Annotated in this window: 12 protein-coding genes; 1 reads left to right on the top strand and 11 read right to left on the bottom strand. The window is 75.0% G+C overall.

Translation table 11 applies throughout. From position 1 onward, the window contains the following. Positions 1-146 precede the first annotated feature (146 nt). From ACI8AD_RS14620 to ACI8AD_RS14575, 10 genes are all read right to left on the bottom strand, one after another. Positions 147-1,748, bottom strand: a complete 1,602-nt coding sequence (locus tag ACI8AD_RS14620) for a methyl-accepting chemotaxis protein (protein ID WP_456871251.1) — start codon at positions 1,746-1,748, stop codon at positions 147-149. Between the two features lie 373 nt (positions 1,749-2,121). Further along, complete coding sequence (locus tag ACI8AD_RS14615) at positions 2,122-3,744, bottom strand: methyl-accepting chemotaxis protein (protein WP_456871250.1); 1,623 nt, start codon at positions 3,742-3,744, stop codon at positions 2,122-2,124. A 36-nt stretch (positions 3,745-3,780) separates the two neighbouring features. Then, positions 3,781-5,382: a methyl-accepting chemotaxis protein gene (locus ACI8AD_RS14610; protein ID WP_456871249.1), complete on the bottom strand. Its 1,602-nt coding sequence runs from the start codon at positions 5,380-5,382 to the stop codon at positions 3,781-3,783. Between the two features lie 319 nt (positions 5,383-5,701). Beyond that, positions 5,702-6,445 carry a trehalose-phosphatase gene (gene otsB, locus ACI8AD_RS14605; RefSeq protein WP_456871248.1) on the bottom strand — a complete coding sequence of 248 codons (744 nt, stop codon included), beginning with the start codon at positions 6,443-6,445 and terminating at the stop codon, positions 5,702-5,704. Further along, entirely contained in the window at positions 6,442-7,833 is a 1,392-nt protein-coding gene (locus tag ACI8AD_RS14600; protein WP_456871247.1) for an alpha,alpha-trehalose-phosphate synthase (UDP-forming), read from the bottom strand. Before ACI8AD_RS14600 ends, otsB begins: the two co-directional genes overlap by 4 nt. Before the next feature lie 37 nt (positions 7,834-7,870). Next, positions 7,871-8,245, bottom strand: coding sequence for a fluoride efflux transporter FluC (locus ACI8AD_RS14595; RefSeq protein ID WP_456871246.1), 375 nt, complete (start codon positions 8,243-8,245; stop codon positions 7,871-7,873). Next, entirely contained in the window at positions 8,242-8,616 is a 375-nt protein-coding gene (crcB, locus tag ACI8AD_RS14590) for a fluoride efflux transporter CrcB (RefSeq protein ID WP_456871245.1), read from the bottom strand. The genes ACI8AD_RS14595 and crcB overlap by 4 nt, the downstream gene beginning before the upstream one ends. A gap of 91 nt (positions 8,617-8,707) precedes the next feature. After that, positions 8,708-9,754, bottom strand: a complete 1,047-nt coding sequence (locus ACI8AD_RS14585; protein WP_456871244.1) for a TerC family protein — start codon at positions 9,752-9,754, stop codon at positions 8,708-8,710. Positions 9,755-9,913: 159 nt separating this feature from the next. Further along, on the bottom strand, positions 9,914-11,677 hold the full coding sequence (ngg, locus tag ACI8AD_RS14580) for an N-acetylglutaminylglutamine synthetase (RefSeq protein ID WP_456871243.1): 1,764 nt from the start codon (positions 11,675-11,677) through the stop codon (positions 9,914-9,916). Positions 11,678-11,686: 9 nt separating this feature from the next. Further along, complete coding sequence (locus ACI8AD_RS14575) at positions 11,687-13,468, bottom strand: N-acetylglutaminylglutamine amidotransferase (protein WP_456871242.1); 1,782 nt, start codon at positions 13,466-13,468, stop codon at positions 11,687-11,689. A gap of 129 nt (positions 13,469-13,597) precedes the next feature. On the opposite strand from ACI8AD_RS14575, the gene ACI8AD_RS14570 reads away from it, so the two are divergent. Beyond that, a complete protein-coding gene (locus ACI8AD_RS14570; protein WP_456871241.1) occupies positions 13,598-14,269 on the top strand; it encodes a hypothetical protein in 672 nt (223 codons plus the stop codon). A gap of 58 nt (positions 14,270-14,327) precedes the next feature. Here the strand turns inward: ACI8AD_RS14570 and ACI8AD_RS14565 are convergent, their stop codons facing one another. Further along, positions 14,328-15,824, bottom strand: coding sequence for a DUF222 domain-containing protein (locus tag ACI8AD_RS14565; RefSeq protein ID WP_456871240.1), 1,497 nt, complete (start codon positions 15,822-15,824; stop codon positions 14,328-14,330). Between the last annotated feature and the right edge of the window lie 16 nt (positions 15,825-15,840).

Genomic DNA, 15,840 nt, shown 5'->3' with positions numbered 1-15,840 from the left:
GGGGGGGCGGGTCGGGGCGGGGGGGCGGGGGCTGGCGCGCGCCCGCCCCCCCCCCCCCCCCCCCCCCCCCCCCCCCCCCCCCCCCCCCCCCCCCCCCCCCCCCCCCCCGGGGCGGTGTCGCCCGGTCGTCGCCTGGTGGTCGTCGCCTAGTAGGTGAAGCGGGCGACGCCGGTGCGCAGGTCGGCCGCCATCCGGGACAGCTCGTCGACGGCGACCCGGGTCTGGGTGAGCGCCTGGGTGGTGGCGTCGGCGGCGCCGGAGACCCCGGCGATGTTGTCCGCGATCTGCCCCGACCCCTGCGCGGCCTCGGCCACCGACCGCGACATCTCCGCGGTGGTCGCGGTCTGCTCCTCCACCGCACTCGCGATCGTCGTCTGCCGGTCGGAGATCTGCGCCACGATCGTGCTGATCTCCCCGATCGCGCTCACCGCCGCACCGGTGTCCTTCTGGATCGCCTCCACCCGCCGGGCGATGTCCTCGGTCGCCTTGGCCGTCTCCTGGGCCAGCTCCTTGACCTCGTTGGCCACCACCGCGAAGCCCTTGCCGGCCTCCCCGGCCCGGGCGGCCTCGATGGTGGCGTTGAGCGCCAGCAGGTTGGTCTGCTCGGCGATGGAGGTGATCACCTTGACCACGTTGCCGATCTCCACGGAGGACTCACCGAGCTTGGTGACGGTGGCGGTGGTGGTCTCCGCGGCGGTGACGGCGCGGGCCGCGACGGCGGAGGCCTCGGCGGCGTTGGTGGCGATCTCCCGGATGGACGCGCCCATCTGCTCGGCACCGGCGGCGACCGTCTGCACCGACCGGGACACCTCCTCGGCGGCACCGGACACCACCCCGGACTGCGCGGAGGTCTCCTCGGCCGAGGCGGAGATCTGCGCCGAGGACGCGCTCAGCTCCTCGCTGGAGGCCGCGACCGCGTCCGCCGAGGACGCCACCGACGACAGCACCGAACGCAGGCTCTGCTGGGCGGCGCCGAGCGCCTCGGCCATCCGGCCCAGCTCGTCGCGGCCGCGGACCTCGGGCGTGACGGTCAGGTCGCCCTCGGCGAGCGCCTCGACCGAGCGCTGCACGGAGCGGACCGTGGCCACCAGGCGCCGGACGACCAGGACGGTCAGCCCGCCGGCGACGACGATGCCGGCGGCCAGGGCGAGCCACAGCGTGGTGGTGGCCGAGGAGACGGTGGCGATCGCGTCGTCGGTGTCGGCCTGGCCGGCGGCGACCCGCCGGTCCTGCATGGCCGCGTACTGGTCCATGATCGAGTCAGAGGCGTCCTGCAGCGGACCGGCGACGACCGCACCGGCCCTCGCCAGGTCGCCGGCGTCGGCGGCGGGCAGCAGCTGCCCCTCGGCCACCGCGTAGTAGCCGTCGACGGTGCTGCGGAACTCGTCGAAGGCGGTCCGGTTGACCGTCACCTCGGCGTACGCGTCGAGCTGACCCTCGAGGGTCTCCCGCCGCTCCGCGAGGTCGGTGCGGAGCTCGGCGCGGGTGCGCGGGTCGACCAGGGCGTAGCTGTTGTAGCGCGAGCGGTCGCCCTGCCAGGACCGCTGGATGTCGGCGAGGTCCGCCAGCGTGCCGACGTTCCCGTTGATCCGCACCGCGGCGGCCTGCACGGCGGACAGCCGGGTGACGGCCAGGACGGACATCGCGACGGCGACGAGGGCGAGGACGGCGACGGCGGCGCCGATCTTGACGGCGACCGGGCGGTCGGCGAACCAGCCGCCGGAACGGCCGGTACGGGCGGTGCTCATGGATCAGCTCCTGCTCTCGAGGTGGGGCCCGTCGGGGAACGGGGAGGAACGGCCGCGGTCGGTCACGCCGTCGTGCATCCAATGTGGCGGACGGGAATGGAGACCGTCTCCGTCCGGAAATGGTGTGTCGGTAACGATCCGGGCACGGAGCAGAATGGCTGGCAGGTCATTCCGGAGCGCCATTCAGCTACCCTTGTCGACACGGCCCCACCTGGTGCCGGGCAGGCCGGGACGCCGTGTCGACATGCGGTTTCCCGCGCGAGAACGGGCCGGAACCGTCACCGTGGCGACGACGCCGGCCCGTTCTCTCTCCCCGGCTGTCCGGGTCGGCGACCATTCCGGAGAATGGTCCCCGGAAACCGGAGGAGTGCGCTCAGTACGTGAAGCGGGCGACGCCGGCTCGCAGGTCGGCGGCCATCCGGGCGAGCTCGTCGACGGCGGTGCGCGTCTGGGTGAGCGCCTGGGTGGTGGCGTCGGCGGCACCGGAGACCCCGGCGATGTTGTCCGCGATCTGCCCCGACCCCTGCGCGGCCTCGGCCACCGACCGCGACATCTCGCTCGTCGTCGCGGTCTGCTCCTCGACGGCGCTGGCGATGGTGGTCTGCCGGTCCGAGATCTGGGCGACGATCGAGCTGATCTCGCCGATCGCGGTCACCGCCGCCGTGGTGTCGCCCTGGATGGCCTGCACGCGGCGGGCGATGTCCTCGGTCGCCTTCGCCGTCTCCTGGGCCAGCTCCTTGACCTCGTTGGCCACCACGGCGAAGCCCTTGCCCGCCTCCCCGGCGCGCGCGGCTTCGATGGTCGCGTTCAGCGCGAGGAGGTTGGTCTGCTCGGCGATCGAGGTGATCACCTTCACGACGTTGCCGATCTCCGCCGAGCTCTCCCCCAGCCGGGCCACGGTCGCGGTGGTCGACTCCGCGGCGGTGACGGCACGGGCGGCGACGGCGCTGGCCTCCGCGGCGTTGGTGGCGATCTCCCGGATCGAGGCCCCCATCTCCTCCGCGCCGGCGGCCACGGTCTGGACGCTGCGGGACACCTCCTCGGCCGCCCCGGCCACCACGCCGGACTGGGCGGAGGTCTCCTCGGCGGAGGCGGAGATCTGCGCCGAGCTGGCGCTCAGCTCCTCCGAGCTCGCGGCCACGGCGTCCGCAGAGGACGCCACCGACGCCATCACCGCCCGCAGGCCCTCCTGGGCGGCGTCGAGCGCCTCGGCCACCTGGCCGACCTCGTCGCGCTGCCGGATCCCGGTGCCGTCCGTCAGGTCCCCCGCGGCCAGGCGGGCGGCCAGCGCCTGCACCCGGCGCAGCGGACGGACGATCGAGCGGCCGACCAGCACCGCGCACAACCCGGCCAGCACGACGGCGAGCACGCCCACGGCGGTCAGCAGGACGGTCGCGCGGCCCTGCGCGTCCGCCTGGTCGGCGCGCAGCTGCTCGGCGCGCTCGGTGGCCGAGGCCTGGATCCGGTCGGCGAGGTCGAGCACCATGCCGTACCCCTCGCCGGCCTCACCGCCGTTGATGCTCTCCAGCGCCGCGCGGTTGTCCTCCGGCGTGCCGGTGGACAGCCACTGCACCACCCGGTCGTCCCAGGCGAAGTAGTTGTCCCAGGCCGGCCGCAGCTCGGCGAAGGCCTCGGCCTCGTCGGCGTCCATCGCCGAGGTGTCGACGTCGTCGAGCCAGGCGTAGACCGCGTCCTTGCTGTCCAGCAGGCCGGCCCGGTTGTAGGAGTCGGTCGCGAGGGCGACGTCGGGGCCGAAGGTGACGGCGTCGGCGACGACCAGACCCTGCCAGCCGGTGACGTCGGCGATCTGGAAGCGGGCGGTCCCGGCGTCGGCCAGGACGGCGTCGGCCCGGCTGAGCTCGCCGGCGAGGTCGCGCTGCTGGGACACCGCCGCCAGGCCGGTCGCGGCGCAGACGACGACGAGGATCCCGACCGCGCCGAAGGCGAGGGCGAGGCGGCGGCCGACCCGCAGGTCGGAGAGCCAGGACAGGTGCACGGCGGTGCCTTCCGGGGGGGAGGGGAGTGGGACGGATCAGTAGGTGAAGCGGGCGACGCCGGTGCGCAGGTCGGCGGCCATCCGGGACAGCTCGTCGACGGCGACCCGGGTCTGGCTCAGCGCCTGGGTGGTGGCGTCGGCGGCGCCGGAGACCCCGGCGATGTTGTCCGCGATCTGCCCCGAGCCCTGCGCGGCCTCGGCCACCGACCGCGACATCTCCGCGGTGGTCGCGGTCTGCTCCTCCACCGCCGAGGCGATGGTGGTCTGCCGGTCGGAGATCTGCGCCACGATCGTGCTGATCTCCCCGATCGCGCTCACCGCCGCGCCGGTGTCCTTCTGGATGGCCTCCACCCGCCGGGCGATGTCCTCGGTCGCCTTGGCGGTCTCCTGGGCCAGCTCCTTGACCTCGTTGGCGACCACCGCGAAGCCCTTGCCGGCCTCCCCGGCTCGGGCGGCCTCGATCGTGGCGTTCAGCGCCAGCAGGTTGGTCTGCTCGGCGATGGAGGTGATCACCTTGACGACGTTGCCGATCTCCGCCGAGGAGGCGCCCAGCTTCGCCACCGTGGCCGTCGTCGTCTCCGCCGCCGTCACCGCGCGGGCGGCCACCGCCGACGCCTCGGCGGCGTTGGTGGCGATCTCCCGGATGGACGCGCCCATCTGCTCGGCACCGGCGGCGACCGTCTGCACCGACCGGGACACCTCCTCGGCGGCACCGGACACCACCCCGGACTGCGCGGAGGTCTCCTCGGCCGAGGCGGAGATCTGCGCCGAGGACGCGCTCAGCTCCTCCGAGCTGGCCGCGACCGCGTCCGCCGAGGACGCGACCGAGCCCATGACCTCGCGCAGGCCGGCCTGCGCCCGGTGCAGAGCGTCGGCCATGCGGCCGACCTCGTCCCGCGAGGACACCCCGCTGTCCCGGGTCAGGTCGCCCTCCGCCAGCGCCTCGAGGGAGGCCTGGACGCTGCGCACCGGACGGATGACCGAGCGGGCGGTCAGCCAGCTGAGGCCGGCCAGCAGCAGGAAGCCGGCGACCGCCACGAGCAGGCCGATCCGCTCGTACCGCGAGACGGTCGCCTCCATCGCGTCGGTGGCGGCGGCCGACTCGGTCGCGAGGGTGTCCACCGCGGCGCCGACGGCGTCGTCGGTGAGGTCGTTGGCGGCCTGGATGCCCTCCCAGTCCGCCCGGGCGCCGGCCTGGTCGGCGACGGCGCGGTCGACGAACGCGCTGATGGCGGCCGTGTACTCGCCGTAGGTCCCCTCCAGCTCGGCCACGGCCGCGGCGGCGTCCCCGGTCAGCTCCACGGTGGCGAGCTCCTCGAGCATCGCCTCGGGGGTGGCGACGTCCTCGGCGAGCTCGGCGAGCTGCTCGGCCGGGTCCTCCCGCACCACGGCCTTGAAGCCGTCGACCTTGAGCTCGCTGGCCCGGGTGTCGAGCTGCAGGACCAGCACCTGGGCGCGGTCGAGCGCCTCGGCGTCGTGCTGGGCGTCCCGGATGGCGGCGTTGCCCAGGACGGTCGAGCCCAGCAGCCCGCCGAGGGACAGCGTGCCGACGGCGACCAGGGCGCCGAACTTGACCGACAGCGGGCGGTCGGCGTACCAGCCGGCGGGGCCGGTGCGCGGGCGAGACGCGGCGTTCACGTGGGGCCTCCTGGGCTTCCTGTGCACGCTGCGACGGGTGTGACCGGCGTGCAGGGGGAATGGTGGGGCCCGCGCCGCGTCCCGCCGCGGCGCGCGGGGCACGGTCGGACGGATCGTTGCGCGGCGGACGGTGACCGCCCGCGTCGCCGTCGTCAGGTCGACCGGCCGGCTCGGGCGACCGGCCGGCGGCGGGGTGCGGCGGGCGTGTCCGCGCAGGTGGCGGGGGAGGAGCCGTCGACGTGTCGACCGGCGTGGGAGCGGTGGCGGCGCGAGGGCCCGCCGGTCACCCGGGCGGGTGACGCGACGCGCCGCGTACGGGTCAGCCGAGCAGGTCGGCGAGCAGCCGGAGGACGGCGACCGCGGCGGCGGGGTCGGTGACCCGGTGCCCCGCGGCCGTCTCGCCGTCGCCGACCTTGACCCCGACGTCGGCGGGCCCGAGCCGGCGGAAGGCGTCCTCGTCGGTGACGTCGTCGCCGAGGTAGACGACGGCGGCGGCGCCGAGGTCCTCCCGCAGCCGGGTGACGGCACTGCCCTTGTCGGCGTCGGTGACGGCGAGCTCGAGCACGTCCTTGCCGGGCTTCTGCGTCAGTGACGGATCCGCCGCCGCACCGGCCTCCGCCAGCAGCGCGGCGGCCGCGGCCCGGTCGGCGACCTGCCGCACGTGCACGGCGACGCTGGCCGGCTTGACCTCCAGCCGGGCCCCGGGGACGGCGGCGACCAGGGGGGCCATCCGCTCGGCGACCGCGTCGCGGCGGCCGGCCAGCTCGCCGGTCAGCGGGCCGCCGTACTCGGCGCCGTGGCTGCCGACGAACCGGTAGGGGCCGGCGAGGCCGCTGACCCGCCGCAGGTCGTCGACGCCGCGCCCGCTCACCAGCGCGACGGTGACCCCCGCGGCCGCGGCGACGCGGGCCAGGGCCTCGTCGACGCCGGGGGAGGGGACCGCGGCCGAGGGGTCGTCGACCAGCGGGGCGAGGACGCCGTCGTAGTCGGTGGCCACCAGCAGCGGCCGGCGGGCGGCCAGCTCGGTCAGCGCCGCGGCGAGACCGGCCGGGACGGCGCTCACGCCTGCGCGCGCAGGGCGTCGAAGAACGACGACGCCCAGTGGTCGAGGTCGTGCTTGACCAGGTGCCGCCGCATGGCGCGCATCCGGCGGGCGGCCTCGGCCGGCTCGGCGCGCAGCGCCCGCAGCAGCTGGTTCTTCACGCCCGTGATGTCGTGCGGGTTGACCAGGAAGGCCTGCCGGAACTCGGCGGCGGCGCCGGCGAACTCCGACAGGACCAGCGTGCCGCCGAGGTCGCTGCGGGCGGCCACGTACTCCTTGGCGACCAGGTTCATGCCGTCGCGGTAGGGCGTCACGAGCATGACGTCGGCGGCGCGGTAGAGGGCGGCGAGCTCCTCGCGCGGCATCGACTGGTTGAAGTAGTGCACCGCCGGCCCGCCGATCGAGCCGAACACGCCGTTGATGTGCCCGACCTGCTGCTCGATGGTCTCCCGCATGTGCACGTAGTGCTCGACCCGCTCCCGGCTGGGCGTGGCCACCTGGACCAGCACGGTGCCGGGCGCCTCGACCGCGCCGTCCTCCAGCAGCTCCTGGAAGGCGTTGAGCCGGACGCTGATGCCCTTGGTGTAGTCGAGCCGGTCGACGCCCAGGATCATCTTCTCCGGGTCGCCGAGCTCGGTGCGGATCTCCTTGGCCCGGGCCAGGACCTCCGGTGAGTTCGCCAGCCGGTCGAAGGCGGCGACGTCGATGGAGATGGGGAACGCCCGCGCGGTCACCACCCGGCCGTCGTACTCGATGGTCGCGCCGCGGGTGGGCAGCTCGTGCAGCCGCCGGGCGAGCTGGACGAAGTTCGCCGCCGCGCTCGGCAGCTGGAAGCCGACGAGGTCGGCGCCGAGCAGCCCCTCGACGATCGCCGAGCGCCACGGCAGCTGGGTGAACAGCTCGTAGGGCGGGAACGGGATGTGCAGGAAGAAGCCGATCGTGAGGTCGGGACGGCGCTGGCGCAGCATCGCCGGGACCAGCTGCAGCTGGTAGTCGTGCACCCAGACGATGGCGCCCTCGGCGGCGACCTCGGCGGTCCGGTCGGCGAAGCGCTTGTTGACCTGCACGTAGGTGTCCCACCAGGTGCGGTGGTACTCCGGCTTCTCGACCACGTCGTGGTACAGCGGCCACAGCGAGGCGTTCGACATGCCCTCGTAGTAGCGGTCGACCTCCTCCTCGGAGAGCTCGACGGGGACCAGCGAGATCCCGCCGGACTCGAAGGGCTCGGGCGCCTCGCCGGCGGTGCCCGACCAGCCGACCCAGGCCCCGCCGCGCCCGGCCACGAACGGCTCCAGCGCGGTCACCAGCCCGCCGGGACTGCGCTGCCAGCGCGTCGTCCCGTCGGGGTCGGTGACCTGGTCGACCGGCAGCCGGTTGGCCACCACGACGACCGGGCTGTCCGCCTGCACGTCTCCCGCGTCTGCTCCGGCCATACCGGTTCCGACCCTAACCAGACGGCGTCGCGGTGGCACCCCCGGCCAGCAGCCAGCCGGCCGCGGCCGCGGCGAGGCCGAGCACGAGGGTGGCGGCGAGGTAGCCCACCGCGCGGCCGAGCGTGCGCTCCTCCACCAGCCGCACGACGTCGGCGCCGAGGGTGGAGAAGGTGGTGAGCGTGCCGCAGAACCCGGTGCCGACCAGCGCGAGCACCCAGCCCGGCACCCCGCCCAGCCCGAGCAGCACCCCGAGGACGGCACCGCCCGCGACGTTGACCGCCAGCGTGCCGAGCGCGGGGTCGCGGCCGGAGCGGGCGGCCAGCCGGGTGGCCAGCAGCCGCAGCGGCGCGCCGGCCAGCGCACCGGCGACGACGAGCAGCGGCGTCACGGGCGTCCCCGCCGCGCCACCCGCACGCCGGCGGCCACGGCGAGCACCCCGCCGAGGACGGAGGCGAGCAGGTAGCCGGCCGCCGTCGCCACGGCCCCGGCGTCGGTGAGCGCCACGACCTCGACGGCGAAGGCCGACCAGGTGGTGTAGCCGCCGAGGACGCCGACGGCGAGGAACGGCCGGGCCCACGCCGGCTCGGGGGAGCGGCGGGCGAGGGCGCCGAGCAGCACGCCGATGAGCAGGCAGCCGGTGAGGTTGACCAGCAGCGTCGCCCAGGGCCAGCCGCCGTCCCGGACGGGGAGGGCCGCCGACACGCCCCAGCGGGCCAGCGCGCCCACGGCACCGCCGACCGCGGCCAGCAGGTATCCCACGCGCCCACCCCTTGCAGGCATAGGAAGCTCTCCCCACGTCCTCGGTCCCGAGACGTGGGGAGAGCTTCCAATGCCTGGGCCGGTGATCCGGTCAGGGGGTGCCGGCCGGCTCCGGGGTGTCGCGCCGGGCGCGGCGCCGCCGCCACAGCGGCTCGACCTCGGCCAGCTCGTCGGCGGTGGCCACGCGGAACGGGGGAGTGGCCGGCGCCTCGACGGCGCGGCGGCCCTCACCGCGGGTGGCGCGCAGGCTGGCCCACACCGAGACGGCGAGGATGGTGGCGATCACCGCGAGGCTCACGGTGGTCGGGATGTAGTAGACGTCGATCTTGAGCAGCATCTTGACGCCCACCCACACGAGCACCAGGGCCAGCCCGGTCTTGAGGTACACGAAGCGGTGGATCAGGTCGGCGAGCAGGAAGTACATCGCCCGCAGGCCCAGGATCGCGAAGGCGTTGGCGGTGAAGACGAGGAACGGCTCGTCGGTGACGGCGAAGATCGCCGGGATCGAGTCGACGGCGAACACGACGTCGGTGACCTCGACGAGCACCAGCACGGCGAGCAGGGGAGTGGCCAGCAGGACGCCGCCGCGGCGGACCAGGAACCGCTGGCCGTGGTAGGCGTCGGTCATCGGCACGAACCGGCGGAACAGCCGCAGCGTCCGCGACCGGGAGGGGTCGACGTGCTCGTCGCGCTGCCGCAGCATCCGGTACCCGGTGACCAGCAGGAACGCCGCGAACAGGTAGAGCACCCACTCGAAGCTCTCGATGAGCGCCGCGCCGCCGGCGATGAACGCGCCGCGCAGCACCAGGGCGCCGAGCACGCCGAAGAACAGCACCCGGTGCTGGTACTCCCGGGGCACGGCGAAGAACGTGAAGACGATCGCCCACACGAACACGTTGTCGACGGCGAGCGACTTCTCGATCAGGTAGCCGGCGTAGTACTGCTGCCCGAGCTCGGCGCCGTACGCGACCCACACCCAGGCGCCGAAGCCGACGCCGATGAGCACCCACACCACCGACCACGCGGCGGCCTCGCGCACGCCGATGACGTGCGCGCGGCGGTGGGCGAACAGGTCGACGGCCAGCATGCCGACGATGAGGCCGAGCACGGCCAGCCAGAGCCAGAAGGGGACGTCCACGGACACGCCTCCAGTCGGTGGTGCACCAACCGGAGGTCTCTCCCGGCCCACGCGGGGCCCGCTCCGCCGGACCCCTCCCACGGGGCCGTCCTGACGACGGGAGCGCTGCGGGGATACTCCCCTCCCACCAACCAGTGAAGCAGATTTCCGGTGTCCGCGCTACCGGGTGCGGGTCTCCGGGAAGAGCAGGTCGACGAAGCGGGCGGCGGTGGGCTGCGGCTCGTGGTTGGCCAGGCCGGGGCGCTCGTTCGCCTCGACGAACACCGCGTCGGGACCCTCGACGTCGGGCACCAGGAAGTCGATGCCGGTGACCGGGATGCCGATCGCGCGGCTGGCCCGCACCGCCGCCTCGGCGACGTCGGGGTGCAGCCGGTCGGTGACGTCCTCGATCGTGCCGCCGGTGTGCAGGTTCGCCGTCCGCCGCACCTGCAGCCGCGCGCCGTCGGGCAGGACGTCGCTCATCGCGTGGCCGGCGGCGCGGACGACCTCGGCGGTGGTGTCGTCGAGCGGGATGCGCGACTCGCCGCCGGTCGCGCGCTCGCGCCGCCGGCTGGCGGCGCGCACCAGGTCGGTGACGGTGCGGCGGCCGTCGCCGACCACCTCGGCCGGCCGGCGCACCGCGGCGGCGACGACCTCGTGGTCGATGACCACCACCCGCAGGTCCTCGCCCGGGACGAGCTCCTCGGCGAGCACGTCGGGGCAGAACAGCCGGGCGGCGGCGACGGCGCGGTCGAGCTCCTCGGACGTCGTCACGCCGACGGTGATGCCCTTGCCCTGCTCGCCGCGGGCGGGCTTGACCACCAGCTGCCCGCACTCGGCGAGCAGCTCGCGGGCCGGGCCGGGGTCGTCCTCGGGGACGGTGACGCCGCGGGGCACGCGCACGCCGGCGTCCTCGACGATGCGGCGGGTCACCCGCTTGTCGTCGCAGCGGCTCATCGCGACGGCGGTGGTGAACTCCGACAGCGACTCGCGGGTGAGGACCTGCCGCCCGCCCAGCGACAGCCGCAGCTCGCCGAACTCGGCGTCGGTGACCTCGACGCGGATGCCGCGGCGCAGCGCCTCGTCGGCGACGATGCGCGCGTAGGGGTTGAGCTGCTCGAGGCCCGCCGGGCGGGCGGCGAACAGCGGTGTGTTGATCGGGTTCTTGCGCTTGACGCAGAGGACCGGCACCCGGGTGAAGCCGAGCTTGCGGTACAGCGCGATGGCCGCGGCGTTGTCGTGCATGACCGAGAGGTCGACGTAGGAGCGGCCGCGGCCGACGTAGCGCTCGGCGAGCACCCGCACCAGCGCCTCGCCGGTGCCCGCGGGCGCGGTCTGCGCGTCCACGGACAGGCACCACAGGCTGGTCCCGCCCTCCGGGTCGCCGAAGGCGAGCACGTGGTCGACGCCGGTGACCGTGCCGACGATCTGGCGGGTGCGCCGGTCCTCGGCGACCAGGTAGGTGAAGGAACGGGTCCGGTGGTTGGCCCACATGGTCTCGGGGTCGCCGGTCACCATGCCGTTGCGGGCGTAGATCTCGTTGATCGCCTGCATCTCCTCCAGCGCGGTCACCGTGCGGACGAAGACGCCGCGGATGAGCTCGGGCCGGGCGCGGTAGCGGTGGAGGTCGAGCCGGTAGGTGTAGCTGGGGTCGATGAACAGCTCGTCGGGGGCCAGGCCGACGAGCACGTGCGGGTCGCGCGCGTAGATGCAGATGTCGCGCCGGCCGGACCCCTCGTCCCGCAGGGCGTCGAGGATGCGGCGCATCTCGGCGAAGGTCTGGCCGAACACCAGCCGGCCCCACGCGAGGTCGAGGACGACGTCGGTGTCCATCCCTGCGAGCTCGCGCTCGGAGGGCTTCTGCCAGCTGCGCCGCGTCAGGTCGGGGGTCGGGTGCGCCGCGGTCGAGCGGCGGCGGAGTCCGGCGAGCCGGGGCGGGGCCACGGGACCTCCTCAGACCCCGTGGCTCTGCAGCCAGAGCTCCACCAGCCCGAGCTGCCAGAGCTTGTTGCCGCGCAGCGGCGTGAGCTCGCCGTTGGGGTCGTCGAGCAGCCGGGAGACGTACTCGGGCCGGAACAGCGCCCGCTCGCGAGCGGCCTCGCTGGACAGGGCGTCCCTGACCAGGCCGAGCACCTTGCCCTCGAGGTGGGTGATCGCCGGCACCGGGAAGTAGCCCTTGGGCCGGTCGATGACCTCCGGCGGGATGATCCGGCGCCCGAGCGCCTTGAGCACGCCCTTGCCGCCGTCGGCGAGCTTGAGCTCCGGCGGGCAGGCGGCGGCCAGCTCCACCAGGTCGTGGTCGAGGAAGGGCACCCTGGCCTCCAGGCCCCAGGCCATGGACATGTTGTCCACCCGCTTGACCGGGTCGTCGACGAGCATGACCTCGCTGTCGAGGCGCAGAGCGGCGTCGACGGCGGTCTGCGCGCCCGCCCGGGACATGTGGTCGCGGACGAACTCCAGGCTCGGGTCGCCGTCGAGGGCGTACCGCTCGCCGACCAGCGCCCGCATGTCCTGCGGTCCGCGGTCGAAGAACGCCTTCGCGTACCGCTCGACGGCCTCCTCGCGGCCGACGTCGGCCAGCGGTGGGTACCAGTGGTAGCCGGCGAAGACCTCGTCGGCGCCCTGGCCGGACTGCACCACCCGGATCGTCTGGCTGACCCGCTCGGAGAGCAGGTCGAACGCGACGACGTCGTGGCTGACCATCGGCTCGGCCATCGCGCCGATCGCGTGGCCCAGCGCCGCGGCGAGCTCGTCGGAGGACACCCGGATGCGGTGGTGGTCGGTCTCGAACCGCTCGGCGATGACGTCGGAGTAGCGGAACTCGTCGCCCGCGTGACCGCCGACGGTCTCGAAGCCGATCGAGTAGGTGGCCAGCCCCGTCTGCCCCTCCTGGGCGAGCAGGCCGACGATGAGGCTGGAGTCCAGGCCGCCGGAGAGCAGGACGCCGACCGGGATGTCGGAGACCAGCCGACGGCGGACGGCGACCCGCAGCGCCTCCTCGATCGCGTCCTCCCAGTCGCGCGCCGACCAGCGCTCGTGCTCCGGGCGGCGCTCGTAGGTGGGCTCCCAGTAGCGGTGCTCGCGGCTGCTGCCGTCGGCCTCGATCACCCGCACGGTCGCCGGCGGCAGCTTGCGGACGCCGTTGAGCAGCGTGCGCGGCGCGGGGACGACGGCGTGCCAGGTGAGGTAGTGGTGCAGCGCGACGGGGTCGATGGAGGTGTCGACGTCGCCGGCGCGCAGCAGCGCGGGCAGCGACGAGGCGAACCGGAGCCGTCCCGGCGTCTCGGCGAGGTAGAGCGGCTTGATGCCCAGCCGGTCGCGGGCCATGACCACGCGGCCGGTGTCGCGCTCGTGGATGACCACGACGAACATGCCGTGCAGGTGGTCGACGAAGTCCACGCCCCAGTGGTGGTAGCCCTTGAGCAGGACCTCGGTGTCGCTGGTGGAGAAGAAGCGGTAGCCGTGGCCCTCGAGCTCGGCGCGCAGCTCCTTGTAGTCGTAGATGCAGCCGTTGAACACCGCCTCGAGGCCCAGCTCGCTGTCGACCATCGGCTGGGAGCCGCTGGGGGACAGGTCGATGACCGACAGCCGCCGGTGGCCGAACGCGACCCGGCCGGCGCTCCACTGGCCCTGGCCGTCCGGTCCGCGGGGGACCAGTGCCTCGACCATCCGCGCGACCGCGGTGGTGTCGGCCAGGGAGCCGTCGAACCTGATCTCGCCGGAGAGGCCGCACATGGGTTCGATCCAACCCCAGTCGGCAGGCTCACGCGACGCGTCGGGTGGGTTGTTCACACTGGCGCAACACCCGCGGTTCCACGTGGAACCGGGGCGGGGTCGCCCGTGCCGGTCCGGCAGGGTGGGGTCGTGTACGCAGACCCGGAGGGCGAGGCGCCGTGGGCCGTGCAGCTGGTGGCACGCGTGGAGCGGAGCGCGCCCCCGACCCGCAGCGCCGTCTGCGAGGCCGCGGCGGTGGCCGTCGTGCGGCTGCTCGCCGACGACCGGGCGCAGCCCGGCGGGGAGTGGTGGCCCCGGGTCCGGCGGTGGACCGACGGGGCGATCCGCAAGCACTGCCGGCGCGCTCGGGGCGTGGCGTGGCAGCGGGTCGCGGCGCTGCCCGGGGTCACGGTGGCGGCGCGGGGGGCCGAGGTCCGGGCGCTGGTGCCGACCGCGCTCGACGCGCTGCCACCGGAGGTCGCGCGGCTGCAGCTGTCGGGCAGCGAGCCCGACGACCCGGACGCGTGCCCGGCGGTGGACCCGGAGCCCGGCGGCGCGGTGGTGGTGTCGGTCTGCCCGGAGCCGTTCCTGCCCCTCGGCAAGGCCGCGGCCGCCTGCGGTCACGCCGCCCAGCTGACCGCGCTGCGGATGCCCGCCGGCCGGCTGGCCGCCTGGTCCGGCGCCGGCTTCCCGGTGGTGGTGGAGCACCCCGACGTCGCGCGCTGGTCGCGGTTGCGCGGCCGGGCGCCGGTGGAGGTCGTGGACGCGGGGTTCACGGTGGTGGCGCCGGGGACCAGCACGGCCCTGGCCCGCTGGGCGTAGCGCCGTACGGACCGGGTGTCGGGCCGCCGGACAGCCGGCCTCCCCCGCACCGTCAGGGTCAGAAGGGCGGCGGGTCGTCGTCCGGGGCGGCCGGTTCTGCTGCTCGAGGCGGTTCGGGCTCCGGCGGCGGTGGTGGTCGCAGTCCCGGTGGCCGGGTGGTGCGGGTGACGCCCGACGGGGTGGTGACGGTGAGCGTCCCGTCTGCGGCCATGTGGAAGCGCCAGCCGCGGGCGAAGGTCTTCACCCGGTGATGCGAGCGGCACAGGCAGCACAGGTTGGCGCAGTCGGTGAGCCCGCCCTCGGCGTGGGGGAGGACGTGGTCGGCGTCGGCCCAGCCGACCCGCTGCCCGCAGGTGGGCATCCGGCAGGTGCGGTCGCGGGTGCGCACGAACGCCTGCTGAGCGGCCGAGGGCGTGTAGCCCTCCCGGCCCGCCGGCCGGTCCAGGACGGGGCAGTCGCACCCGGCGTCCGCGGGGTGCTCGGGGCAGCCGCGGGACGCCAGCTGCCGCAGCCGGTCCAGCGTCGCCGTCGCCCGGAGCGTCCCGTCGCCCTCGGTGAGTGCGACGGTCACCGACCCACCCTCGGGCGCCTGCACGCCGAGGACGTCGAGCTGTCGCAGCAGTTCGCGCAGGTGCGCGGCGGTGATCGGCAGCCCGTTCACCGCCCCAGCCTGGTCCGAGCGGCCGGCCAGCGACGCCAGCGTGGCGACGATCTGCAGGTGGGCGGTGACCGCCATCCCAGCCTGCCAGGGACGCTGCAGCAGGTCGGCGAACACGGCGGTGCGCAGCTGCCCGATCGGCCGCGGATCGCCGTCGGCCTTCAGCATGCGCGCCAGCGCGTCGACGGTCGCGTGGCAGGCGGCGGCCACATCGGTGGGCAGGTCGGCGGCCAGCGTGCTCATCCCGTCCGACGCCGAGGGGTACACCCGCACGTCGGACCGGCGTTCGGCGGTCTTTCGCCGTTCGTCGATGGCGTCGGCGTCCGCCTCCAGCAGCAGCTCCAGCGCCCGCTTCTTCAGCTTGCCGACGGTCAGGCCGGCGGCCTCGGGCAGCACCACCGCCTCGATGCGGCGGGCCAGGGCCGGGGCGGTGTGCTGCAGCACGTCGACCAGCGCCCGCGCGCGGGCCTCGTCCAGCTCCCCGGCGGCCAGCGCCGCCCAGGTGGCGGGCAGCCGCTCGCGGTAGGTCCAGGCGCGGGTGGCCAGGTGGTTGGCGGTACCCCGGCCGCAGTTGAGCACCAGCGCGAGTTCGGCGGTGAAGAACTCCGAGACACCGGGCAGCTCGGTGTCCGGCGCCCACGACCCGCGGCGCCTGGCGCCCGGGGTGCCCGGCGCGGGGTCGTCGTCGGAGGGGCGGGCCTCCGCCAGCCGCAGCACCAGCTCCGCCTCGTAGGCCGCCTCCATCGCCTTGCGGGCCTGCAGCCGCCGCAGCTCGACGGCGGCCTGCTCATCGGAGAGCACCGCCACCGGCAGCCGCGGCACCTGTACGGGCCGCGCGACGAGCCACCCGGCGAGCGCCCGCTCCACCGGCGACACGTACTCCGCGACCTCCTGCACGACCCCGAACCTACGC

It is taken from the genome of Geodermatophilus sp. SYSU D00766 (assembly GCF_054049915.1).
Note: the sequence above shows the minus strand (reverse complement) of the source record. Positions and strands in the feature narration are given on the sequence as shown.

Coding starts and splice junctions, on each gene's coding strand:
- ACI8AD_RS14620 (WP_456871251.1), bottom strand. CDS start 1,748: ATGAGCACCGCCCGTACCGGCCGTTCCGGCGGCTGGTTCGCCGACCGC.
- ACI8AD_RS14575 (WP_456871242.1), bottom strand. CDS start 13,468: ATGTGCGGCCTCTCCGGCGAGATCAGGTTCGACGGCTCCCTGGCCGAC.